Genomic DNA, 22,295 nt, shown 5'->3' on the forward strand with positions numbered 1-22,295 from the left:
CACCTAAAAAGATCGAGCGTACGCCCGATCTATAAGTTGTTCGTATTGAACGTGTCGCCACCTTGAATCGATCCGTTCTCAAATCCTCTCTCGAACCACCGCATGCGTTGTTCCGATGTCCCATGCGTGAACGAGTCTGGCGTCACATATCCACGTGCCTGTCGCTGCAGCGTGTCATCGCCAATCTGATGCGCGGCATTCATCGCTTCTTCCACGTCCCCCGCTTCAAGATACCCTAACCCTTGCGCGTGATGGGCCCATACGCCCGCATAGTAGTCTGCCTGCAACTCGAAGCGGACGAGATAGCGATTGAATTCGGTCTCACTCATCTCGTTCCGAAGCGGCATGATCTCTTCTGTCGTCCCGAGAAGCGTTTGGACATGGTGTCCGACTTCGTGTGCGACAACATAAGCCATCGCGAAATCTCCTGGTGCATTGAAACGTTGACTCAGTTCATCATAAAAACTCAAATCGATATATAATTTTTGGTCGCCGGGACAATAGAACGGACCAACAGCCGAGCCAGCAATACCACAAGCGGATTCAACCTGTCCGGAAAATAGGACGAGCGTCGGCTCTTCATACGTCATCCCATTTTCAGCGAAGATGTCTGTCCACACTTCTTCTGTATCCTTCAAGACGACCGCTACGAAATCTGCCATCTCCTCTTCACGAGCAGTTCCCGTATACGTCCCCTCCGATTGAGGTTCCCCGAGTCCCATGTTGTTGACGAAATCCGTCGGGCTTCCCCCATTCAATAATGTAAAGACGATGACGAGAATCAATCCGAGACCACCCCCGACCCCGGCAATCCCTTTCCCTCCGATGCTACGGCCACGTCGATCCTCGACGTTTCGGCTCTGTTGTCTTCCTTTCCACTTCATCCCGATTCCTCCTACATTCGCTCTGTGTTGTTTATTACCCCAAATCCGGTAAAAGTGAGCTCATGTTTCTCGGTAGATGAGAATTTTCTTTTCTAGAGGAAGGGGATTCTCTACAATGAAAGAGACTTCAGCAAAGGAGGAATGACCCATGCCTTATGTAACGGTAAAAATGCTCCCGGGCCGTACCGTGGAACAAAAACGTGCGTTAATCGAAAAGGTGACGGATGCCGTCTCCGAGACGACGAATGCGCCAAAAGAAAACATCACCGTCTTCATCGAAGAGATGGATGCGACACATTACGGTCAAGCCGGCGTCATGCACGCAGATAAGAAGTAAGCGACGAACGGACTCCTTGAATCGGGGTCCGTTTTTTTGTCTAAGCATTACGTCAAATATGTATACGTTGAACTTCTTGAATCTTCGCTTGTAGCCCAAAAAGAACCTCTTCAATGAAATCATCGACCTCTGGAGGTGACATATATACATATTCATGCTGGGGGTCAAACGGATGGGTTTTATAGAAGGACGTGATGTTTTGAATTTGTTGCCCCGTCTGTCCTTGAGGGAAAAACGGTAAGACGTCTTCGAACGAGTCAATGTGACAGAAATCCGTCCAAAAGATATGATTCGGATGTTTTGCCAAGTACTCAAAGTCAATCCCATACCAGTCTGTTTTGACTAAACGGGTATAGTCTGGTGTCCCGACGATCGCCTGTACAATCGGTTCTTCTTTTTTCGCACGGGTCAATCGAACCCAATACTCATCTGTGACTAGATGAAGGTAGTAACCGACTAAATAAGACCATTCTGTATTCGATGTCGTGGTGCCTCCATCTAAATACGTCTGCTTGAACAAGTCAGAGGAAATCCCGTTCTCTGTTTTAAAATGCGTGATGGTTTTAGGTGGTTCAGGACGTCCGTCCGCTCCAACCAATCCACAGTCCGGACCAATATTTCCTACTAAAAAAGGTATGCGTTCAAACGAGAAATCCGTTTCAAGAATTTTCTCTGCGATTCGAAAGTGAGTCACCCATGTTGCCATTTTTATTTCCTCCACTGTTCATTTAGTCTTCTCGGTTCACGTCGAACCGTTCACTCGGTACGGTCGGTTTAATCAAATGACGTGTCGCTCGCCAGATGTGGTAGCCGATACGGTCGAGCCAGAGCAGTACTTGCACTTTTTGAATCGTCTGATCCATCTCTAACTGATTCGCCGCCGTTTCTTCTAGCAGCTCCGAGCGGTGTGCTTTCCGATATTCCGCCAGTTGTTTCGAGGCCTGTTTCCATAGTTTTGAATCCTCCGGTGGCGTATGATGGTTCAGTTGATTCACAAGGTCAAGCTCATGTAACACGAGTTCTCGTGCTGCTAAAAAGTCCGTGTCCCGAAGGGCGTGGACCGGTTCGACTTCTCGCAAGACGTATAACCAGCGTTCGAGATGGTCAATCGTATGCAAGAGAGAGAGATGCTGACCATAATCATTTTGCTTTCCATCATCCTCAAGACGTATCGTGCTCAAAAAGACACGGACATCGCTCAGCGTCTTGTCGACGAGCGTCAACTCATCTTCACGAAGACGACCCTCACGGACAAGCAACTCGGTCTCGTTCCCTAAATAACGCTCGATTTCAAGTAAGGAACGTCGTGCCGCTTCCAAAGCAACGGTCGGGAGTTGTGACATGTTTTTATCAAGCAGACGTGTCAATTTTTCAGAGCGGCTCGGAACCCACTTCAATAATCGGCGTGCGAATGTTTGATAAAAAGGCAGGAATAAGATCACACCCAGTAGATGGAATGTCGTATGGAATAAGGCGAGACGCAACAAATCGTTCCAGTTGAACCAATCGGCTACTCGATTGACGACCTCGAAGAGAACCGGGAACGTCAGCCATCCGATGATGACAATCGACACGTGGTAGATGGCATGCCCCAATACAATGCGTCGGGCTGACTTCCATCCTCCGATTGAACCGAGTGCCACGACGAGGCTCGTCCCCGCACTCTGACCGAGCACTAAATAAGCAGCCTGCGGGAGCGAAATCGCCGCCGTCGCAAGGGTCGTCATCGTTAAGACGAGTCCAATCGTCGACGACTGAAGGACGGCGGTCATCAAAAAACCGACTCCGATCAGAAGTGCCTGATGCAGAACGGTCATCTCACCGGCCGAGCCAAACGAGAACGTGACGACATCCCGCATCGCTTCTTGTAGCGTCCCAATCCCAACAAAAATCAACCCGATACTGACGAGCAACAGTCCCACTCGGCGAAGGCGTGGGCGAGAGAGACGGAACGCCATCCCGATTCCAATGAGCGGCAGAAACAACTGTCGCACGTCTAAGTTATAGCCGAGGATGGCAATGATCCATCCCGTCGTCGCACTCCCTACATTAGCTCCAATGACGAGAGGTAACGATTGCGTGAATGTCAGGAGCCCCGCACTCACAAACCCAATCGTCATCAGTGTCGTCACCGAGGAAGATTGAAACAGGGCCGTCAGCATCGCGCCCAGTGCTGCTCCAGATAAAGAGCCGTCGGTGAACTGATTCAACCGATGTCGTAACCGCGTACCCGCCCATTTTTTGAGCGTATCTGTCAGTAACGTCATCCCGAGTAAAAAAATCCCGATCCCACCAACCAGTGTCGCAATCTCCATCGTGTCACGCCCCTTTGCGTGTTTACTCGTCCTTCAATGTCGATAATATCCACGATTTTTCATTCGCATAATCTTTTAAATTCAACAACACATCTTCCGGATAATAAATTTTCTCGTCCGACTGTCTCGAGTTCAAAATCGATTGAACGAGCATTGAGACCTCAGAAATCTCTTTACGCTCCCCGTCATTCATCTGTAGATAAATCCCCTCGTATTTGCCTTGTCCTTTATATAAGTCATATGGCAACTGGCTTAACTGATCTTCAAGCAGATAGTATGTCGGTGGAAGCCCAATCGTCTCCATCGTCTGTCGCAAGCGCTCCATATAACGAACACGATTCGCTTCCGGGAAGTTCTTATATTTTAGTAATCGGCGATTCACGAATCGGCTCGCCAAATCTGCCAAAATGGCATCGTCTTCTTCCATCCATTCTTGGAAATAGAAGTAGACGACCGTCTCGTCCAATCTCAAATATTGTTCGAGTGACATACCGGTGCGTTCAAAAATCGGCAAGAAGTGTTTCGGAGTCATGTTAAACTCATAACCACCCTCATAGAGTTCCTGCGCCCGCTCAAGAATCGCTTTTAAGAGAAGATCACTCGACCGCGTCGCCGGATGAAGGTACACTTGCCAATACATTTGATAGCGACGCATAATATAGTCTTCAATCGTATGCATCCCCGACTGCTTGACCACGACTTGGTCTTCATCCGGACGCAAGACGCGCAACATGCGTTCTAAATCAAACTTTCCATAACTGACACCCGCAAAGTGAGCGTCGCGTAACAAATAGTCCATCCGGTCAACATCAAGCTGTGAGCTGAGCATATTGACGATCAAGCGATTCGGATGCGTCTTGTTGATAATGGAGGCCACTTCTTCCGCAAACCCGACACCCATCTCCGACAACACTTGGTTGACCTCGGTATCGCCTAAAATGATGCGCTCGGTCCACACTTCATGGCGAACGGAAAAGACGTGCTCGAACGCGTGTGAGAATGGGCCGTGACCGACATCGTGCAAAAGCGCCGCCGCTAACAACAGTTCACGGTCGCGGTCATCCCATTCCGGATATTGTTGGAACTGGTCAACCAATTGGCGCGCAATCTCATAGACGCCGAGAGAATGATGGAATCGCGTGTGCTCCGCGCCATGAAATGTCAAAAAAGACGTTCCAAGTTGTTTGATACGACGCAAACGCTGAAATTCTTTCGTATTGATCAACTCCCAAATGAGGTGATCGTAAACATAAATATATCGATGTACCGGATCCTTAAATACTTTCGATCCAGATAGTTGTCCTCGAGACGAGTACATGACATGCCCTCCTACGTTTCGTTATGTTCTAGATTCGACTTCAAACGAATCGTTCCCTCCATGCTATAATGAGGAGGAAAATTTTTTTGTGAAAAGGAATTAATGAATATGATCCATCCATTATTACGACAACCGAGCTATCGCATCATCGATCAGTCGAGTCTTGGCACGATGTTTCAAGCGGAACAATCGTTTGCGACCGATGATACGTTATGTGCGTCAACGCAAGAACGAGGTGCCGTCTTGCGGGCATGGGTGCACACCGATACGATTGTACTCGGAATCCAGGATGCTCGGCTGCCTCATTTGAAAGAGGGAATTCGTTACTTACATGAACATGGATTCCGTCCCGTCGTCCGAAACTCAGGCGGTTTAGCCGTGGTGCTAGACGATGACGTCCTCAACCTTTCTTTAATTTTACCAGAGAAGGACGGGATTCAAATCGACAGCGGCTATGAGGCCATGACCTCGCTCATCCAACACATGTTCCAAGACGTCACGAATGACATCGTCCCAGGTGAAGTCGTCGGTTCATACTGTCCAGGAAGTTTCGACTTGTCGATTGACGGCAAAAAGTTCGCAGGTATTTCGCAACGACGCGTTCGTGGCGGTGTCGCCGTTCAAATTTACTTGAGCGTAAGACAGAGCGGAAGCGCACGTGCTGAAATCATCCGTGACTTTTACGACCTTGCCATCCAAGGGGAAGAGACAAAGTTCACGTACCCAACCATTGTACCGGAAACGATGGCTTCACTTGAAGACTTGCTTGGGATCCCACTTACCGTGCAAGATGTCCTCACTCGGACCTACCGCGTTCTTTCCACTGTCAGTTCGCTCCAAAACGCGACATTAACGGCAGACGAGCAAACGATGTTTGCAAGTCAGCTCGAACGCATGTGGAAACGGAATGAACCGTTACGCGACATTGAACAACAACTAACAGAGGAGTGATTCATCCAATGTTTAAACTGATCACAGACACCGGAGCCGATTTGACACACGATCAAATCATCGAATACGGTCTTGAGATTTTACCGCTCGGTGTCATCATCGACAACGAAGAATTTTTAGACGGCGAAACGATTCAACCGAAAGAAGTATACGATGCGATGCGTCAGGGTAAGACGCCAAAGACGTTCCAAATCGAGGCGTCACGAATCGAACACTGTTTCCGTCAGCATCTCGAGGCTGAAATCCCGTTCTTATACCTCGCTTTCTCCGGAGAACTCTCCGGTACATACCAAACCGCTGTTATGGTCGGCGAAATGTTGAAAGAGGAATATCCGGACAGTACGTTCACGGTTCTCGATACACGGACCGCCTCTGTCGGACAGGCATTGTTCGTCAAAACGGTCGCAGCGTATAGCCAAGATCATACGTATGAAGAAACGGTCGAATATGCCGCTTCACTCGTCGGCAAAGTCCGCCACTTGTTCACGGTCGAATCGCTCGAATATTTGATGCGAGGCGGACGTGTCTCGAAGGCGAGTGCTTTCATCGGAGACTTGTTGACGATTTTACCGTTATTGACGGTCGAGGACGGCAAGCTCATCCCGATTGAAAAGGTACGCGGTCACAAAAAAGTCATGCGCCGGATGGTCGAATGGACAGTCGAATCGAAGTCACTCGTCGAGAACGGGGACCTCTTCATCGGTCACGGTGACGACCTAGAAAAAGCGGAACAGTTCGAGAAGATGGTCCACGAACATCTCGAACCGAAGCACATCACGAAGACACTGGTCGGGTCTGCCATCGGTGCCCACACCGGTCCAGGTCTACTCGTCATCGCCTATTTCGAAGCATGAAAAAATGAGCTCTCCCGATTTTCGGGCGAGCTCATTTTCATTTAGCGATTCCAGTTCTTAAATCCATCACCGAACTGCGCGTAATTTTCGTCTTGGAACACACCGTCTGCAAACTTCGGTACATCTACCGGCAGTTTCCCTTGCGGCTTCACTTCACCGAAGATGGCACGAATACCCGCCGGTAAGTTCGGTCCGGCCGATTTCAAATTGCCCGCTTCCGAGTCCGGTCCGTTCGGGTCGCCTTTGAATCCATAGATCAAGAGCTGTGCCGGGGCATCCGGTTGAACGGCAATGTCGTAAGGGTTGCGCAAGCTAAGTAAGACTGACTTCTTCCCTGTCTCGTTTGCGTAACGGAACACCTCCGCCGGCACGTAATGATCAGCTGATGTCGGCTTCAGTTTGGCGCTGTTGTTCACGTTCGAACCGACGATGATGTAGTCAGCCGCCTCGACTTGTTGCCGTAGTGCCGGATTTTGTTCTAGATGTGGGGTCGATGCTGAATAATTGGCCGTGATGACGTTCACGTCTTTCATATTCCCCGCGTTCTTCTCGAGTGACTTAATCGTCTTCACCATGCTGTCCGTCTGATCTTTCGCTGGTGACAAGACGAGCACTGTGTCCCCTTTTTTCGGTTTAAATGGGAGTGTCTTCTTCTCGTTCTTCACGAGCGTGACAGCCGCTTCCGCGATTTCACGTTCCTTCGCTTTATGCTCCGCACTACCTACGACTGCGTTCGCTCCTGCGAGCTTTGTCTCGAGCGTCGTGGAGTCCATCGTTTCTCCCCAAATTCCACGCTCTGCTTTCAGTTTTAAAATACGTTCTACTGATTCATCGATGGTCGCCTCCGATAAACGTCCATCCTTCACTGCCGCAATGACTTCCTCAAAGATTGCCTCGAGTTTGATCACATCCGCCTCTGAGCGTAAAATCGTTGGCATGAGTGCGATGTCTACCCCTGCTTCAAACGTTTTGATGACCGCCTCTGCTTCCGTAAAGTTGTCTGCGATGGCTTGCATGTTGAGTGCGTCGGTCACCACGATTCCTTCATATCCGAGTTCTTCACGAAGCACTCCCGTGATGACATCGTCCGAAAGCGTCGCCGGGAGCGGGAACGTGCCGCGTTCCGATTCGACGACCTCGTCCTCGATTTGTGGCATCCCGATATGCGCCGTCATGATCATGTCAATCCCTTCCGTAATGGCGCGTTTGAACGGTAACAACTCAAGTCCGCGTAACTCGTCGAGTGATTTATCGACAATCGGTAACCCGTAGTGCGAGTCGACGGCCGTATCCCCATGACCTGGGAAATGTTTCGCCGTTGCGGCAACACCTTGGTCTTGAATCCCTTGTGTCATCGCGGAACCAAGTTCACCGACTAGTTCAGGATCGCTCGAAAACGAACGGACGCCGATGACCGGATTCCCCGGATTGTTGTTGACGTCAAGTACCGGTCCAAAGTTCACGTTTACCCCGAGTGCGTTCAATTCAGAACCGATGATTTCCCCTGCATCATAGGCATATTGACGGTTACGTGTGGCCCCGAGTGCCATGTTCCCCGGTAAATTTGTGCCCGTCCCAAGGCGTGTCACAATTCCACCCTCTTGGTCGATCGTGACAAATAACGGGATATCATTGCTGGCATCTTGTTTCACGACTTCTTGCAAATCATGAACGAGTTTCGTCGTCTGTTCCGTTTCCTTCACGTTCTCCGCAAACAATATCACTCCACCGAGATCGAAACGATCGATGACACGCGCCACTTCCGGTGCAAGAGATGTATGGTTCGCCCCGTTCCATAATCGGAAGTCCGGCATGATCATCTGCCCGATTTTTTGTTCGAGCGTCATCGACTCTAGCTTCGTGTTGACGCGTTGGTCAATCGACATCGTCGGCGTCCCTTCCGCCACGACCGCGTCTGCTGCTGGAACCGACGAGACGAGCAATGCCGTCGTCAATCCGAGTGTTGCCGTCCAATTCAGTGCCTTGTTCATGTTCCCACTCCCCTTAGTCAAATTTGGCTGACCCCCAAACGAAAAGGCATGGAGGAAGAAGCGTTGCCTCATCAACGCTCGTTCACCCCATGCCTGATCGTATCAGTTACATTTGGTCCTTATTCAGGTGGTCAACAACAGTATAGCAACTCCACTTTTTAGAAACAATTGTCCAAGTGAAAGCGTAACCATTTTGAAACAATGTTTCTGTTTTGATACACAGTGAACTGTATTGGCAAAACCAATAATTTCCGTGGTTCGTTTTTGATTCGTTTTTTGGTAAACTCAATTCGATACAGGTTAACTTTCAAAAAGGGGGAAATTATTGTGGCAAGAGGGGAACTGAAGCGTAAGCCGGAATGGTTAAAGATTAAATTAAACACGAACGACACGTATACCGGCCTAAAGAAAATGATGCGCGAGAAAAATTTACATACGGTATGTGAGGAAGCAAAATGTCCGAACATCCATGAATGTTGGGCGGTACGTCGGACTGCGACCTTCATGATTCTCGGGAGCATCTGTACACGTGCTTGCCGTTTTTGTGCCGTCACGACCGGAAAACCGAACGAGCTCGATTGGGAAGAGCCAAAACGTGTCGCCGAATCGGTTCGACTCATGAACTTGAAACACGTCGTCATCACGGCTGTCGCACGTGACGATTTGAACGATTACGGGGCTACCGTCTTCGCAGAAACGGTTCGTGCGGTTCGCGCCATGAACCCGGAGACATCGATCGAGGTGCTCCCGTCAGACATGATGGGTGATTTCTCTGCCTTGCAGACGTTGATTGATGCGGGTCCTGACATCATGAACCATAACTTAGAGACAGTCCGTCGCCTCACACCGAGAGTTCGTGCGAAAGCAACATATGACCGCACACTCGAGTTCTTGAAGCGTTCGAAAGAATTGAACCCGGATATCCCGACGAAGTCATCGATCATGGTTGGGCTTGGGGAGACGAAAGAGGAATTGATTGAAGCGATGGATGACCTCCGGGCGCACAACGTCGACATCTTAACGCTCGGTCAATACTTGCAGCCGACGAAGAAACACCTCGAGGTGGAACGTTACTACCATCCAGACGAATTCGCCGAGTTGAAAGAGATCGCTCTATCAAAAGGATTCTCACATTGTGAGGCTGGTCCACTCGTCCGTTCGTCATACCACGCGGATGAGCAAGTACACAAGGCGCGTCGCCACACGATGTTGCCAATCGACTAACAGAAAGAAGAGAGATTATGACTGGTACGACGTGGCATTTACTTAGAACTGAATCGACTTCCCCGGCCGAAAATATGGCGATTGATGAAGCCATCGCCAATTGGGTCGCGAAGGGAGAGCTCAAACCGACGCTTCGTTTTTATTCATGGGCACCTCATGCAATCAGCGTCGGACGTTTCCAGCGAGCGACGCGTGACTTGGACCGGGACGCCCTCGAAGCGAACAATATTCCGGTCGTTCGTCGCTTGACCGGGGGACGTGCCGTGTTGCATGCGGATGAGTTGACGTATAGCGTCATCTTGCCCGAATCGACCCCTGCCCTCCCGACGAATATTATCGAGAGCTATCGCCTACTCACGGAAGGCGTTCGTCGCGGATATCACGAACTCGGCGTCCCCGCCGAATTTTCGGTGCCATTGACGGAAGAGGATCGCGAAGCGCTCCGCAAACCAAAATCGGCCGTCTGCTTCGACGCCGCATCGTACTATGAGCTTGCTGTCGACGGGAAGAAGATTGCGGGTAGTGCACAAGTGCGCCATCAAGGGGCCGTGCTTCAACACGGTTCGATTCCCCTCTCTGTCGACGATGAGGTGTTGTTCGACTGTTTCGCGATGGATGAGACGGAGAAACAAGAAGCAAAAACCCGCTTCAGCGAAAAAGCCGTCGCCTTGAACGACACGCTAAAGCGTTTCGTCTCCTTTGACGAAGTAGCGGCCGCATTCGAGACCGGCTTCAAGGACGCGTTCTCGTTAACGTTCGAACCGCTTGTCTTCACGAAAGAACAGCGAGCCGAAATCGATTTGCTCGTCAAGAAGTATGAGAGTGATGAATGGGTCTGGAAACGCTAAAAAGATTGTCCCTTTTGACCAGGGACAATCTTTTTTTATGCCGCGTTCGTTCGGCGCAAGAGATGGCGCACTTCTCGGAACGTGACGAATGTTTTGTTGTTCGCATCATACAATTTGTAACGTAACGATTTCAAACTTGAAAACAGTCCGATTGTCGTTGCCCGTTGTAACGGCGGTGTCGACGTATGTGCTTTCTCTAGATGATAGTTCGGCACGCGTGGACTCAAATGGTGCACGTGGTGGAATCCGATATTCCCCGTCACCCATTGAAGCACTTTCGGCAACTCATAATACGAACTTCCTTCAATGGCCGCCTTCACATAATCCCACTCCTGCTCATCTTCGAAGTATGAATCTTCAAACGTATGCTGGACATAGAACAACCAGATTCCAAGCACACCGGCGATGAACATCGTCGTGCCTTGAACGATCAAGAACGCTTGCCAACCAATCAGATAGATGAGCGCGCTATATAGGACGACGAGAGAGATATTGATGAGATACGTGTTGTGTCTCTCTTTTTTCCGGGCGTCCTTTCGATTGAAACGACTCGTGACGAGAATGAGCCAGAGCGGTCCGAGACCGAACATGACGAGCGGATGACGATACAGGCGATACTTTAGACGAGTCCATTTTGACGCTTCGATATACTCCTCAATCGTCATGACCCAGATGTCTCCGACACCCCGTTTATCCAAATTTCCACTCGATGCATGATGAATCGCATGCTCCCGCTTCCACTTCTCGTATGGGAATAACGTCAAGACCCCTGTGATGGTTCCGACAATGGCGTTCGCCTTCTTATTTTTAAAGAATGAACCGTGCGTACAGTCATGGAAGATGATGAACATCCGCACGACAAATCCTGCTGCAATCAGCGTGAACGGTAATGTCAGGAAAATCGAGACACTCAGTAGTTGATACGCTAAAAACCACGATACGAGAAACGGTAAAATCGTATTGATCATCTGCCGTACACTGATCCGAATATCGGACTTTTCAAACGGCGAGACGTGCTTTCTTAATTGGGCAATCTTTTCTTTACTCATAACAACCTCCTTGAATTCAACAGCGTCACAACGCAAAAATATAGATAAAACCAACAACCAACGTTGTTCAATGTGAATTCATGGATCGGAAGCATTCCCTATCAAGAATTAACACTAGGTCATTATATCACGTATAAAACTTATGTGGTGAAAATTCAGAAAAAAGACTTGTCTCTTGTTGCTAGAGACAAGTCTACCTGAGTTCATTGTTGCGTATAGATGGAAACCGAGCCGCCATTGACGAAGAACTCGCCCCAACCGTCCGCATTGATCGTCACGAAACGCCCGTTATTATCGGTCATATCCTTCCACACTTCTCCTGCATTCTGTTTTCCGACATACATCCATTTCGACCCGCCTGGTCCGTCCGACAAAATCGTCGCAAGACCTGACTTCGTACGGTCCGTCACCCCTTCACGAGTCCACCCGATGACGTCTTGGTGATTGATGTAGTCATGTTGTGTACCGTAGGCGAAATCTTTACGCGCTTTCAAAATCGGCTGAAGCGACGCTGACATATTCGGGATTTCACGGTTCGTCGTCCCTTTCGTTCCATAATAATCTCCGTAGAAGAGTGCTGGATATCCTTGACCGCGTGTCATGATGGTCGCATAGGCGAGCGGTTTGAACCAATTCGCGACCGTTGATTCCAGTGACTGCCCTGGTTGTGAGTCATGGTTGTCGACAATGGTGACAGCGAGTGTAGGATGCTGCTCGACGACCGTGCCTTTTAGGATGTTCCGCATGTCATAGTAACCGCCGCCGTTCCCTGCCGCTTGGAAGTTGTAATGGAGTGGTACATCGAATACGGAATGAGTGTAGCCCGTCTTGGCCAAGTAATCATTGATGGCCCCTAAGTCATTCTTCCAATACTCCGCAACAGTGAACATCTCTTTCCCGGTTGCCTGACGGACACTCGTCACCCATTCCTTTAAGTATGAATGATTGATATGCTTCACCGCATCCAGTCGGAAGCCGTCCAATCCGAGCGAATCCGCGTACCATTTCCCCCAGTTTTTCATCTCCTGACGTACTTCCGGATGCTCAAAATCGACATCGGCGTACATCAAGTAGTCATAATTTCCGTTCTCCCCGGACACTTCACTGTCCCATGCTTTACCCGTGCTCTTGAATTTGTAGATACGGCTCAAACTCCGTGACTGATCCCAGTCAGTCCCGTCAAAGTGATACCAACGCCACTTGAACGGCGAGTATGTATTGTTGCGGCCCGCAAAGTTGAATCCCGTCCAGGCAGAAATGGCATATTCCCCAGACGTCTCTTGATTTCGGTTAGAAGGATTGACCTCGACCGCTTGAACGGACTCGGTATAATCCGCTCCGCCCTTATGGTTCATGACCACATCCCCGTACACACCGATTCCTTTTCCACGTAAGTTCGAGATCGCCGACTGTAGCTGCGCTTTCGTTCCATACTTCGTCCGAGTCGTCCCTTTTTGATTGAACTCTCCTAAATCATACAAATCATACGCCCCGTATCCAACATCATTTTGAGACGTCCCTTTATACGCCGGCGGAATCCAAACCGTGGAGATCCCGATGTCTTTCAAATGCTGCGAATCATTCGAGAGTCGGTTCCAGTGTTGCCCATCGTTTGGAACGTACCATTCAAAATATTGCATCATCGTACCGTTCTGTGGGGTCGCTGCCTGTGCGACCGGTTGCCCTGAAAGCAGTGCAATCGATGTCACTCCGGCCAGGACGGCAATCCCTTGTCGTTTCTTCAACATCCTTCATTCCTCCTAAAATAATTAATGAAAGCGCTTGCATTAATTATTGTGAAGGATTTTGATTTTGTTGCATAGACCGATGTCCAAAAACAGTTCTCACTCCCTAACTATTTTCCGTTCGAATAGTTCAGTCGAACGAAACAAAGACGGATGGCTTGTGCCATCCGCCTAGTCATCCTTCCCGACTAATTCGTTTTCGTTTGAAACGGTAGCCGATGTACGGAAGTCCCGTAAACACGAGACCAATCGTCACGAGTAGTTGAACCCCAATCAATATCGTCTCGACGACGATTGGCCAATCAAACTGAAACAACGAAAAGAGGGCGATCCATAAAATACCTAGGATGAGCGCAGCCCTTCCCATCTGACGCTCCATGTCATGATATTTCTCCTCTGTTGTTTCGACATCCGAGTAAATCGGCTTGGCATCTCGATTTCCTTTGAAAATATGAATCTCATCCCCGGTCGATGTGACATGTTGCCACCCGCTCGACGCAAACAGGTCAAAGTAGTCTTCGTCCGGACGAGTACGATAGTCCAAACTATACTGAACGTCTTCCGGCTCCCCTTCAACGAGCGTGTAACCTAACGGAGCAAACTTCTTCAAATGCCAACCCTTCGCCGCCATTCGTTCTAGTTTTCGCATCTCACGCTCTTCGGCAAACGCCAATCCCCAGCTCGACATATACTTTTGTCTCATCGCAATCCCTCCATATCCAAAATGGCACAGGCATCTTCGACCATCGCCTGTCGTCTCTTCACATCATCCGTTAAAATCGAGCGGCCTTTATTCGTGATTCGATAGTTCTTTTTCTTTCCGTCCCCATCCATCGGTTCAATCAGTTCGGCGTTCAACAACTTTTTGATAATCGTATACATCGAAGCCGGACCAATTTGCATTCGCCCTCGCGTGGTCTCTTCGACAAATTGCATGACTAAATAGCCATGACGCGGCGTCGTGAGCGCCAACAGGATATAAAACATACTATCCGTCAGTTCCCCTAACTCCAATGAGTCCGTTCGCGGCATCTTTCCACCTCCTATATCATTGAATGATATATTTCTTATACTCAATATATATCGTTAAATGATATATGTCAATAAATGATATAAAAAAAGCCGCACCCTTTTAGGTATGCGACTTCAAAATAAACGGTTTTAACTAGTGACATAGTCTAAATCATGCAAGATATACGCCAGGAAGAAAATCATGCTTGGATTCTCATATCGCATCTGGACTTTACGGAGCTGCTCGCGATACGTGACCTCATACTCGGCCCCGTTCATCTTCCGCTCCATGTTCATCTTGATGAGCGCATCGAGCTTGTCCATCATGTCGACGAGCATTCCCTCATACGTGTCATCTTTCGAGTCGGCCATATATCGACGGAACGCTGGTTGCATATATTGCGGCAACAATCCGAGAAGACGTTCACTCTCTGCCCGCTCGTATGCCTCGAACGCAGCCCCTGTCTCTTGCGTCGAATGTTTGACCGGACCGAGTACGTCTCCGGTCACCCCTTCGACTAAGTCGTGACAGAGAAGACGAGCGACAAGCTCGGCGACATCAACATCGACGTCGTACTTCTCACGCTCTAGGAGTCCACTGAACATGCCGAGCGCAGCCGCCCGGAAACCGTGAATCGCATCGTTGTCGTCAATCGTGTTGAAGCGACCCTTCCAGCGACGAACACTATCCATCCGCATGACGTTCTCGATGAAGCGCAAGACGTCTGTCTCTGCCTCGACCTGGTCGAACAGCCAACGGACCGAATCGATTGGGTGATGTCGGAGTGCGGCTTTCATCTCTTCTAGCTTGTCATCAAAGTGTGGAGAGCCGTGCGCGACTTCGCGTCGCACGAACAACATCGCATCGAATGAATCGATTCCGTCCACGATTCGCCCTTCGAACGAGTCATCTTCCGCTTCCACAACGAAACGATGAAAGTGAGGACGTAACGATTGGGACAGCAGTTCGACAAGACCGAGGCTTGCTGTTCGCTCCATACGTTCGATGTGACCGATCAAGGTCGGTTCTTTTTTCGTCCGGTGCATGATCGGGCCTGTCTGTACTTCATTCATATCGTGGAAAATGGCTTTCCCTAGCAAATCGAGCAAGTCGACTTTACGTCCGTTCTCTTTCTCCACATAAGCCGCGATCAAGCTGAAGACAGCGACACGAAAGCTGTGACTCGCTGCATTATCATGATAATGAGGGGCATATTCGTCCCATCGTTGCACGTTTTGCATGCGTGTCATCTTTCGGATAAACGTTCCGTTATGCATGGTTTCACTCCTTACGATAATCGTTCAAATACATCGTCATGACAGACGACATAGAGCATGTCTGTATCTTGTAACGGCAAGTCGAGCATCGTTGCTACATCCAATCGGTCATTGACCGCGATGAGTGTCACCCCGGATTCAAGTAACGCGGTATTTGCTTGTCGTACATTTTGCCACTCGACTTTTGGTTTCAACGCTTGAATGTTCCCACCCGACTGTTTGCTTAACAATTGACGGAAAATCGCCGTCGTCCCTGGCTGTAACGTCGCTTTCGCCATCAAGAGGGAGACTGAGTCGTTCGCCAAAATAAAATCGTCGACGCGGACGTGTTTGAATTTCGAGATATTCCGCTCTTCGCACACTTCAACGACCGTGTGCAAATCCACCTGATGTTCAGAAGACAGTGCCTCGACCGCTGAGGCGATTAATAAAGACTTCCCATCGGCGAGTAACGTCTCCGTGATACGGGCATCCGCGAAAATCGCGACGCGTCGCGCCTTCAAGACGTTTGCCTGCAGCAATACCGCTTCATCCGAAGCATCCCCTGATACGAAGTGTACTTGATCGTGCACGTACGGCTCCTCAACTAACTGATCAATCAAGACAATCTCTGCTTTCGGTTCGTAGTTAAGTACTTCATCGATTGCCTTCTTCGTCTTCGGGGACCACCCGATATACACATAATGTTCTTCTCCACGATACACTAGTCTTCCCTCCCGTTTTAGCCGTTGAAACGTCGCACCGATTTCAACCAATTTTCCAATCAACGCCCCGATAATCCCAATCCCGAATAGGAACAAGAATATCCCGAGCCATCGTCCTGCCACGGAGGACGGATAAAAGTCCCCATATCCGACGGTCGTCAGCGTCGTCATCGTCCACCAGAACGAATCAAATAATGACCCGAATGTCTCAGGTTCTAACCAATAACCGAGCACGGTTCCTAGGACGATGATGCCAATCGACGCCAAGACGACATTTAAAAATGATAATTTCGCTAATCCTTTCCACAAACGAAATAAGATATGCACTGTTTCCCCCTCCTTCTCTCTTATATACTAAACGTATCTACAAAAAGATTCACGAAACCATTTTGATCGTGATTCCGTATAAGAAGAAAAAAGGAAGGACTGACTTATGAACTCCATCGTCTTAGAGTATCGTCTCTATAAAAATGAATTATCGTTCGAACCACTATACCATTACACGTCTCTCGGATTAGATGAAGTGCTGGCCCGTCGTGAATGTGAGTTTTTCGTCAAAGACGGCATAACCTATAAACAACGCTCATCCGCCTTAGAAGGTGATCAATACTTCTTGATTTATGTCGACCGTTACACAGAAGGACCAATCGACAAACACGAAACGAGTGAGATCAAGGTCGAGATTCGTACACTTGATGACCGTTTTGACAACCCGTTACTCGAGGCCTATTACGTCGACCGTCACCTCGATGCGCTCGCTATGCTCGGGAGCCAGTATTTATATGTCGCCGGCAAAGAATATGAACGCGATTCAGCAGAAACAGATGAAGATCGTGGTGTGTACGTCATCTATGTCACACCGACTGGTTATGAATTGGAGGAATCAACATGAAGACAAGCAAGAAAATTTTAAGCGGCCTATCCGTTGCGGTATTGACCACGTCCCTTGCCGCTTGTGGTGGGGACGAATATGAAGAGGCGGCACTCCCGGAAGAACCGACCGGCTACGAATGTGACGATTGGGACTGGGATGACGAGACCGAGTCGTATTATTGTGACGACGACCGTTCTCCGCACTATGGTAGCTACTTCTTACTCGGTAGCCTGTTCCGCTCAAAAAATGCATTGAAGAGCTCTTCGTCATATAAGACATACAAAGCCAACGGTGGTGCGACCGGTGCCGTATCGAACGGCTCTAATTCTGGGTCGTCAAAATCTGGACTCGGCAGTGGCTCTAAAGGTGGATTCGGCGGATGACGCGTGACGAACTTTACAGTCAAATCCCTTATTTTTGGCCCGATTTAAACGATGAAGAATACGCCTTATATGATTGTTTTGAGATGACCGCCTCGCAGGTTGCCTCTGTCCGAGAGGCAACCGAGGCGGTTGACTCGATTTTTCGGAAGACGAATCAATTGTTACGCACCCTGCCTGACGAGACGCTCCGACTGCTCGGTTACCCCGAGGCGAGTCTGCCGTTCTTACGGGAGAAGGCGATTTCCCAGGAAACAATCATCGGCCGTTACGACTGGATCATGAAAGACGGTCAACTCAAATTGATGGAGTTCAATGCGGACACACCAACGTTCATTAAAGAACTATTTGACGTGAACGGTGTGGTCGCTTCCGAGTTCGGTCTCCTCGACCCGAACAGGGAAGCCACCGCCCAACTGAAAACCGAACTGCGCAAGGCCATCGTCGCCGCATGGAATCGACTCGAACGAGAAGGCACACCAAAAATCGTCTTTACGGCACATGACGACAATATCGAAGACAAATGGACGGCGCGCTTTCTGCAAGAGACGCTCGATTTACCGTCTGAATTCGTACCGTTGCACGCCCTACTCGTCGACGAAGACGGTGTCTACACGCCATCGGGCGAACGGATTGACATCTTGTATCGTCAAACATATCCGATCGAGCATCTTGTGGACGACCGGGCAGCAGACGGAGACTTGATCGGTATTCGGTTACTTGAACTGAACCTGCAAAAGCATGTGTCGCTGCTCAACCCGCTCTCGGCGTTCCTCATGCAGTCCAAAGGCGTACAAGCCCTCATTTGGGAATTGTATGAGACCGAGACATTGTTCGATGAAGCCGAGCGCGACATCATCGACACCTATTTTTTACCGACTTACTTAGATGAGACACCGTTTCTCGGCGAATCGGACTATGTCAAAAAACCGGCGTTCGGACGTGAAGGAGACTCCGTCATCTTGTATACGAAAGATGGCCAACCGTTTCACCGGGAAACATTACAAACGTATGCGGAAGAGACGGCTGTGTACCAACAGTTCATCGAACTTCCGACACGGATGACGACGACCGTCAAGGGTCGCGTCGAGACACATTACATGATTGGATGTTTCTGTTTGAATGGACACCCGTCCGCACTCGGCGTTCGCGCCGGCAGCATGATCACGAACAATCAATCTTACTACTTAGCCGTTGGCACACCTACACAAAAGGAGACGAACTCATGACATTCATCACACTCGATTCAATCTTAAGCTTCCTCGCCCACCTCGGGACAGGATTCGGTCTCATTCTCGCGGGACTCATCATCTTCGCCCTGACGACCAAATATTCGGAACGCAAGTTAATCAAAGAAGGCAACATGGCCGTCGCCTTGAAACTTTGGGGGAAAGCGCTCGGACTTGCCATCGTCATCTATACGGTTTGGGCGAACAGCGTCAACTTGCTCGATGCATTCATCTGGGGACTCGTCGGGATTGTCGCTCAAGTATTGGCATTCTGGACGTTTGAATACGTCCTTACACCAGGCGTGAACTTAGAAAAAGAAGTCGAGAACGGCAACATGGCGATCGGTTTCAGCTTGTTCGCCGCATCACTCGTCGTCGGCATCATCGTCGCCGCAAGCTTGACGTACTAATTCAAACACCCCATGCACGCATTGGCGAGGCATGGGGTGTTCACTTCTTATGGAATATGAAAGGATTGTTCTCATGGCTAAACGTAAACAAATTGGATTCTTCCTCCTCTTCATAGGTGTTATCTTAGTTTTTTCAGCTTTCCGTACCTCTTTATTCGAGAAAGTCCAGCTCGGTCGTCACTTATCTAACGATGACTTTAATGTGTATCAATACTATGAAAAAGACGATGCCGTCTTTGCGCTCTTTACAAATCAAGACGAGACAATCCTTGGTATCGCAGAACGAAATGACGAAGGTTACGGGGTCTCAACGATTGATACGGACCCTTCCAACGCTTTCGACTATATTGACCTCCACGACGGGACACATCACTATCTTGGCCTTCGTTTGAATCATAATGCTCAACAGGTGGCGAAGTTACAGATTGAAGGAGAACTATGGTCGGAAGAACATATACTCAACGACGCCAGTAACGGTGGAAACCGTGATTTCTTTTTCTTAGACATGTATAACTCGATCGAGGACGCCTTGACGATTCAAACACTTGATCAAAACGACCAAATCATTACATCCATTTCGTTATAAAAGTGTCGCAGACTCATCAAAAGTCTGCGACACTTTTTTGATTCGTTATGCTAAAGCGAGCGTTGTAGACGGTCCGAAAAATTCATAACGTACCTGAGGAATCACACGTACAACCGTCTCCATCATCGCATTCGGTCCACACGTATAGACATCATGACCTTCGACATCAAGTACTTCAAGGTGTGACTTATTCATGCAACCCGATACGTCATCCACGTGTGTGATCAAGTGAAGTCCTTCCTCCACGAGTTCATCAAGTTCGTCTCCGAGCGGACGGAGGTCCATACTCCGAACAGCGTGCAATAACGTGACAGGACGTCCTTGTTCGAGTGCCGTCTTCGCCATGTTGAAGAGGGGCGTAATCCCGATTCCTCCCGCGATGAGTGTGAGGGGACGATTTGACGTTTCAAGGATGAATTCTCCTGCTGGTGCGCTCATCGGGACTTCTGTTCCGACCGTCTGCTCATGAAGCCAGTTTGAGACGAGCCCCTCCGCTTTCGGCGCAATCCAGTATCCGTTATCTGTCGTCTCGATGACACTATATTGACGGTGATGTAGGATGTCCTCTCCCGCAATGCGCGCTTGAACCGAGACGTATTGTCCTGGGATGGCTGTGCCAATAACTCCATCTTTCGCGACAAGACGAAATCGCTTCACTTCAGGTGTATCTACTATGATTTCTTCGATGACGAACGGTTTGAATCCGACCCATGGCGCGTCATCATACATTTTTTTCTCGAGTGAGATGAAGACATCAGCAATCACACCGTAAGCTTTTGCCCATGCATCGATGATGTCAGGTGTTGCAGCTTCACCGAGTACGTCTTGAATCGCCGCAAGCAAGTTCTCACCAACAATCGGATAATGCTCCGGGCGGATGTTCAAACTTTTATGTTTATGAAGTGCTGGTTGGATGGCAGGAAGAATCGCTTCGAGCCGGTCGATATGAAGCGCAGCCGCATAGACCGCGTTTGCGAGTGCTTCCGGCTGACGTCCTCGCTTTTGGTTCGTATGGTTGAAGAAGTGACGAACTTCTGGATTTTGTTCAAACATTCGTTGATAAAAATGCTTCGTAATCGTCACACCATGTTCTTTCAAAACAGGCGCCGTCGCTTTTACAATCTCAATCGTTTTTTGATCTAACATGTGAATTTCCCCCTTTTGTTCAGTACACGTTCATTATGTGAGTCAACTCACTTTAAAGCAATATATGAAATACTTCTTTAAAACAGATGTCACGATTCCGACTCATTTCTGCCATCACCCTTTCACATTTGTCCGAATCGCACTTTTAGACGTTGTCCTGTACAATGGAAAAAGAGGTGATGATGGATGAGACTCACGCAAACGTGTGACTACGCACTACGAACGTTGATGTATAGCGCTACGTTTTCACATCGGCTCGTTACGATTCAAGAAGTGGCGGACCAATATAACATCTCCAAAAATCATGTCATGAAGGTCGTATACGAACTCGGAAAACATGGCTACTTGGAATCGGTGCGTGGTCGAGGCGGCGGCTTTCGACTCGCACGACCGATGGATGACATCAATGTAGGGGAAGTCGTTCGGACGATGGAACCGTTCGAACTCGTGGAATGCTTCGGGGAAGGCCGATGCGTCATCGCACCTGCCTGTGATTTACGAGGTGTTTTGAATGAAGCCATGTTGGCGTTTCTTCATGTACTCGATCGTTACACGATTGCGGATCTCGTCGTCAACCGAACGAACGAACTCGCCATGTTATTAGGCGTACAAAACCCGACGGACTGAAATGGTCCGTCGGGTTTTGTATGTCTCTGCTTTTAGGACTCATCGCCACCAAAGTTTTATCATTTTTTTCACATATAGTTCTGGGGACGTTTGATGCATGAAATCTTCAAAACATTCATTCAAGTTATTCTCTAACTCTTCATCGAGTTCGTTTCCATCTTCGTCATACAATTCAAAATGTGTATATTTCCAATCGTTATACGCATCAAACAATAAGTCATGGTAGCATTGCCAATGCTTACCGAAATTTGATGTGAATGTTGGCACCCATTGATTGATATAAATGTTGTGTAACAACTCTTCGAATTTGGATGAGTACCAATGGTTATTTCCGAGCTTGTTAACCAAGTCTTGAAATGTTTCCAGCGTCATCGGTTCAACCTCACCAGAATAGTCATAACTCACTTTATTATACTGATAAGGATGCGGAAATGCCTCTTCTGTTTTTATCCATTGATGAGGGGGATATTGCTCGATAATTTTACCTAGTAATCTGGCAATCACAAGATTGACTGCTTGCGTCTCCAATTCATT

24 protein-coding genes are annotated in these 22,295 nt (G+C 48.8%); 11 read left to right on the forward strand and 13 right to left on the reverse strand.

Annotated elements, in window-relative coordinates:
• Positions 1-29 precede the first annotated feature (29 nt).
• Positions 30-884, reverse strand: coding sequence for a KPN_02809 family neutral zinc metallopeptidase (gene ypfJ, locus KNO65_RS09805; RefSeq protein ID WP_214783770.1), 855 nt, complete (start codon positions 882-884; stop codon positions 30-32).
• A 148-nt stretch (positions 885-1,032) separates the two neighbouring features.
• Between ypfJ and KNO65_RS09810 the strand changes: the two genes are divergently transcribed.
• Positions 1,033-1,221 (forward strand): 2-hydroxymuconate tautomerase, encoded by a 189-nt coding sequence (locus tag KNO65_RS09810; protein WP_012727443.1) that lies wholly within the window; start codon positions 1,033-1,035, stop codon positions 1,219-1,221.
• A 52-nt stretch (positions 1,222-1,273) separates the two neighbouring features.
• Here KNO65_RS09810 and KNO65_RS09815 read toward each other — a convergent pair whose 3' ends face one another.
• Genes KNO65_RS09815 through KNO65_RS09825 form a run of 3 tightly spaced genes read right to left on the reverse strand, consistent with a single transcriptional unit; the run spans position 1,274 to position 4,854 of the window.
• Positions 1,274-1,927, reverse strand: a complete 654-nt coding sequence (locus tag KNO65_RS09815; protein WP_214783773.1) for a zinc dependent phospholipase C family protein — start codon at positions 1,925-1,927, stop codon at positions 1,274-1,276.
• A gap of 22 nt (positions 1,928-1,949) precedes the next feature.
• Positions 1,950-3,536, reverse strand: coding sequence for a Na/Pi cotransporter family protein (locus KNO65_RS09820; protein WP_214783776.1), 1,587 nt, complete (start codon positions 3,534-3,536; stop codon positions 1,950-1,952).
• A 22-nt stretch (positions 3,537-3,558) separates the two neighbouring features.
• Positions 3,559-4,854: an HD domain-containing protein gene (locus KNO65_RS09825; RefSeq protein ID WP_214783780.1), complete on the reverse strand. Its 1,296-nt coding sequence runs from the start codon at positions 4,852-4,854 to the stop codon at positions 3,559-3,561.
• Between the two features lie 102 nt (positions 4,855-4,956).
• Here KNO65_RS09825 and lipL point away from each other — a divergent pair, with 102 nt between their 5' ends.
• Together lipL and KNO65_RS09835 are read left to right on the forward strand one after the other, a co-directional pair.
• Complete coding sequence (lipL, locus tag KNO65_RS09830; protein WP_214783783.1) at positions 4,957-5,805, forward strand: octanoyl-[GcvH]:protein N-octanoyltransferase; 849 nt, start codon at positions 4,957-4,959, stop codon at positions 5,803-5,805.
• Positions 5,806-5,813: 8 nt separating this feature from the next.
• Positions 5,814-6,659 carry a DegV family protein gene (locus KNO65_RS09835; RefSeq protein ID WP_214783786.1) on the forward strand — a complete coding sequence of 282 codons (846 nt, stop codon included), beginning with the start codon at positions 5,814-5,816 and terminating at the stop codon, positions 6,657-6,659.
• A gap of 41 nt (positions 6,660-6,700) precedes the next feature.
• On the opposite strand, the gene KNO65_RS09840 is transcribed toward KNO65_RS09835, so the two are convergent.
• Positions 6,701-8,650: a glycoside hydrolase family 3 protein gene (locus KNO65_RS09840; protein ID WP_214783789.1), complete on the reverse strand. Its 1,950-nt coding sequence runs from the start codon at positions 8,648-8,650 to the stop codon at positions 6,701-6,703.
• Between the two features lie 288 nt (positions 8,651-8,938).
• Here KNO65_RS09840 and lipA point away from each other — a divergent pair, with 288 nt between their 5' ends.
• Both lipA and KNO65_RS09850 read left to right on the forward strand, forming a co-directional pair.
• The gene (gene lipA / locus KNO65_RS09845; RefSeq protein WP_324292278.1) at positions 8,939-9,874 is read left to right on the forward strand and encodes a lipoyl synthase; all 936 of its coding nucleotides are present in this window, start codon (positions 8,939-8,941) and stop codon (positions 9,872-9,874) included.
• Between the two features lie 17 nt (positions 9,875-9,891).
• On the forward strand, positions 9,892-10,722 hold the full coding sequence (locus KNO65_RS09850; protein ID WP_214783792.1) for a lipoate--protein ligase family protein: 831 nt from the start codon (positions 9,892-9,894) through the stop codon (positions 10,720-10,722).
• Between the two features lie 35 nt (positions 10,723-10,757).
• On the opposite strand, the gene desA is transcribed toward KNO65_RS09850, so the two are convergent.
• The 6 genes from desA to KNO65_RS09880 form a co-directional block, all read right to left on the reverse strand.
• The gene (gene desA, locus KNO65_RS09855; RefSeq protein WP_012727451.1) at positions 10,758-11,771 is read right to left on the reverse strand and encodes a Delta(5) desaturase DesA; all 1,014 of its coding nucleotides are present in this window, start codon (positions 11,769-11,771) and stop codon (positions 10,758-10,760) included.
• A 203-nt stretch (positions 11,772-11,974) separates the two neighbouring features.
• Positions 11,975-13,516 carry an alpha-amylase gene (gene amyS / locus KNO65_RS09860; protein WP_483297370.1) on the reverse strand — a complete coding sequence of 514 codons (1,542 nt, stop codon included), beginning with the start codon at positions 13,514-13,516 and terminating at the stop codon, positions 11,975-11,977.
• A 175-nt stretch (positions 13,517-13,691) separates the two neighbouring features.
• Positions 13,692-14,219 (reverse strand): DUF2812 domain-containing protein, encoded by a 528-nt coding sequence (locus KNO65_RS09865; RefSeq protein ID WP_012727453.1) that lies wholly within the window; start codon positions 14,217-14,219, stop codon positions 13,692-13,694.
• Positions 14,216-14,548 (reverse strand): PadR family transcriptional regulator, encoded by a 333-nt coding sequence (locus KNO65_RS09870; RefSeq protein WP_214783798.1) that lies wholly within the window; start codon positions 14,546-14,548, stop codon positions 14,216-14,218. The genes KNO65_RS09865 and KNO65_RS09870 overlap by 4 nt, the downstream gene beginning before the upstream one ends.
• A 129-nt stretch (positions 14,549-14,677) precedes the next feature.
• Complete coding sequence (locus KNO65_RS09875) at positions 14,678-15,805, reverse strand: YfbR-like 5'-deoxynucleotidase (protein ID WP_214783801.1); 1,128 nt, start codon at positions 15,803-15,805, stop codon at positions 14,678-14,680.
• Positions 15,806-15,816: 11 nt separating this feature from the next.
• A complete protein-coding gene (locus KNO65_RS09880) occupies positions 15,817-16,836 on the reverse strand; it encodes an ion channel (protein WP_214783804.1) in 1,020 nt (339 codons plus the stop codon).
• Between the two features lie 106 nt (positions 16,837-16,942).
• Between KNO65_RS09880 and KNO65_RS09885 the strand changes: the two genes are divergently transcribed.
• The 5 genes from KNO65_RS09885 (at position 16,943) to KNO65_RS09905 (ending at position 19,988) form a co-directional block, all read left to right on the forward strand.
• Entirely contained in the window at positions 16,943-17,401 is a 459-nt protein-coding gene (locus tag KNO65_RS09885; RefSeq protein ID WP_214783807.1) for a hypothetical protein, read from the forward strand.
• Positions 17,398-17,766, forward strand: coding sequence for a hypothetical protein (locus KNO65_RS09890; protein ID WP_012727458.1), 369 nt, complete (start codon positions 17,398-17,400; stop codon positions 17,764-17,766). Before KNO65_RS09885 ends, KNO65_RS09890 begins: the two co-directional genes overlap by 4 nt.
• The gene (locus KNO65_RS09895) at positions 17,763-18,992 is read left to right on the forward strand and encodes a glutathionylspermidine synthase family protein (RefSeq protein ID WP_214783810.1); all 1,230 of its coding nucleotides are present in this window, start codon (positions 17,763-17,765) and stop codon (positions 18,990-18,992) included. The genes KNO65_RS09890 and KNO65_RS09895 overlap by 4 nt, the downstream gene beginning before the upstream one ends.
• Positions 18,989-19,402, forward strand: coding sequence for a DUF350 domain-containing protein (locus KNO65_RS09900; protein WP_074035708.1), 414 nt, complete (start codon positions 18,989-18,991; stop codon positions 19,400-19,402). Before KNO65_RS09895 ends, KNO65_RS09900 begins: the two co-directional genes overlap by 4 nt.
• A 73-nt stretch (positions 19,403-19,475) precedes the next feature.
• The gene (locus KNO65_RS09905) at positions 19,476-19,988 is read left to right on the forward strand and encodes a hypothetical protein (RefSeq protein WP_214783813.1); all 513 of its coding nucleotides are present in this window, start codon (positions 19,476-19,478) and stop codon (positions 19,986-19,988) included.
• Positions 19,989-20,033: 45 nt separating this feature from the next.
• Here the strand turns inward: KNO65_RS09905 and KNO65_RS09910 are convergent, their stop codons facing one another.
• Complete coding sequence (locus tag KNO65_RS09910; protein ID WP_214783816.1) at positions 20,034-21,134, reverse strand: globin domain-containing protein; 1,101 nt, start codon at positions 21,132-21,134, stop codon at positions 20,034-20,036.
• A gap of 186 nt (positions 21,135-21,320) precedes the next feature.
• Here KNO65_RS09910 and KNO65_RS09915 point away from each other — a divergent pair, with 186 nt between their 5' ends.
• Positions 21,321-21,761 carry an RrF2 family transcriptional regulator gene (locus KNO65_RS09915; protein ID WP_012727463.1) on the forward strand — a complete coding sequence of 147 codons (441 nt, stop codon included), beginning with the start codon at positions 21,321-21,323 and terminating at the stop codon, positions 21,759-21,761.
• A 39-nt stretch (positions 21,762-21,800) separates the two neighbouring features.
• Here the strand turns inward: KNO65_RS09915 and KNO65_RS09920 are convergent, their stop codons facing one another.
• Positions 21,801-22,289 (reverse strand): hypothetical protein, encoded by a 489-nt coding sequence (locus KNO65_RS09920; RefSeq protein ID WP_214783819.1) that lies wholly within the window; start codon positions 22,287-22,289, stop codon positions 21,801-21,803.
• Positions 22,290-22,295 lie beyond the last annotated feature (6 nt).

This window comes from Exiguobacterium sp. S3 (assembly GCF_018617295.1).
Lineage (GTDB): Bacteria > Bacillota > Bacilli > Exiguobacteriales > Exiguobacteriaceae > Exiguobacterium > Exiguobacterium profundum.

What these genes read in the sequence shown, in the direction of transcription:
- KNO65_RS09900 (WP_074035708.1), top strand. Translation starts at nt 18,989, where the DNA reads ATGACATTCATCACACTCGATTCAATCTTAAGCTTCCTCGCCCACCTC.
- KNO65_RS09875 (WP_214783801.1), bottom strand. Translation starts at nt 15,805, where the DNA reads ATGCATAACGGAACGTTTATCCGAAAGATGACACGCATGCAAAACGTG.
- KNO65_RS09820 (WP_214783776.1), bottom strand. Translation starts at nt 3,536, where the DNA reads ATGGAGATTGCGACACTGGTTGGTGGGATCGGGATTTTTTTACTCGGG.
- KNO65_RS09815 (WP_214783773.1), bottom strand. Translation starts at nt 1,927, where the DNA reads ATGGCAACATGGGTGACTCACTTTCGAATCGCAGAGAAAATTCTTGAA.
- desA (WP_012727451.1), bottom strand. Translation starts at nt 11,771, where the DNA reads ATGAGTAAAGAAAAGATTGCCCAATTAAGAAAGCACGTCTCGCCGTTT.
- KNO65_RS09890 (WP_012727458.1), top strand. Translation starts at nt 17,398, where the DNA reads ATGAAGACAAGCAAGAAAATTTTAAGCGGCCTATCCGTTGCGGTATTG.
- KNO65_RS09850 (WP_214783792.1), top strand. Translation starts at nt 9,892, where the DNA reads ATGACTGGTACGACGTGGCATTTACTTAGAACTGAATCGACTTCCCCG.
- lipL (WP_214783783.1), top strand. Translation starts at nt 4,957, where the DNA reads ATGAATATGATCCATCCATTATTACGACAACCGAGCTATCGCATCATC.
- KNO65_RS09865 (WP_012727453.1), bottom strand. Translation starts at nt 14,219, where the DNA reads ATGAGACAAAAGTATATGTCGAGCTGGGGATTGGCGTTTGCCGAAGAG.
- KNO65_RS09905 (WP_214783813.1), top strand. Translation starts at nt 19,476, where the DNA reads ATGGCTAAACGTAAACAAATTGGATTCTTCCTCCTCTTCATAGGTGTT.
- KNO65_RS09870 (WP_214783798.1), bottom strand. Translation starts at nt 14,548, where the DNA reads ATGCCGCGAACGGACTCATTGGAGTTAGGGGAACTGACGGATAGTATG.
- KNO65_RS09885 (WP_214783807.1), top strand. Translation starts at nt 16,943, where the DNA reads ATGAACTCCATCGTCTTAGAGTATCGTCTCTATAAAAATGAATTATCG.
- KNO65_RS09840 (WP_214783789.1), bottom strand. Translation starts at nt 8,650, where the DNA reads ATGAACAAGGCACTGAATTGGACGGCAACACTCGGATTGACGACGGCA.
- KNO65_RS09835 (WP_214783786.1), top strand. Translation starts at nt 5,814, where the DNA reads ATGTTTAAACTGATCACAGACACCGGAGCCGATTTGACACACGATCAA.
- KNO65_RS09895 (WP_214783810.1), top strand. Translation starts at nt 17,763, where the DNA reads ATGACGCGTGACGAACTTTACAGTCAAATCCCTTATTTTTGGCCCGAT.
- ypfJ (WP_214783770.1), bottom strand. Translation starts at nt 884, where the DNA reads ATGAAGTGGAAAGGAAGACAACAGAGCCGAAACGTCGAGGATCGACGT.
- KNO65_RS09825 (WP_214783780.1), bottom strand. Translation starts at nt 4,854, where the DNA reads ATGTACTCGTCTCGAGGACAACTATCTGGATCGAAAGTATTTAAGGAT.
- KNO65_RS09810 (WP_012727443.1), top strand. Translation starts at nt 1,033, where the DNA reads ATGCCTTATGTAACGGTAAAAATGCTCCCGGGCCGTACCGTGGAACAA.
- KNO65_RS09915 (WP_012727463.1), top strand. Translation starts at nt 21,321, where the DNA reads ATGAGACTCACGCAAACGTGTGACTACGCACTACGAACGTTGATGTAT.
- KNO65_RS09910 (WP_214783816.1), bottom strand. Translation starts at nt 21,134, where the DNA reads ATGTTAGATCAAAAAACGATTGAGATTGTAAAAGCGACGGCGCCTGTT.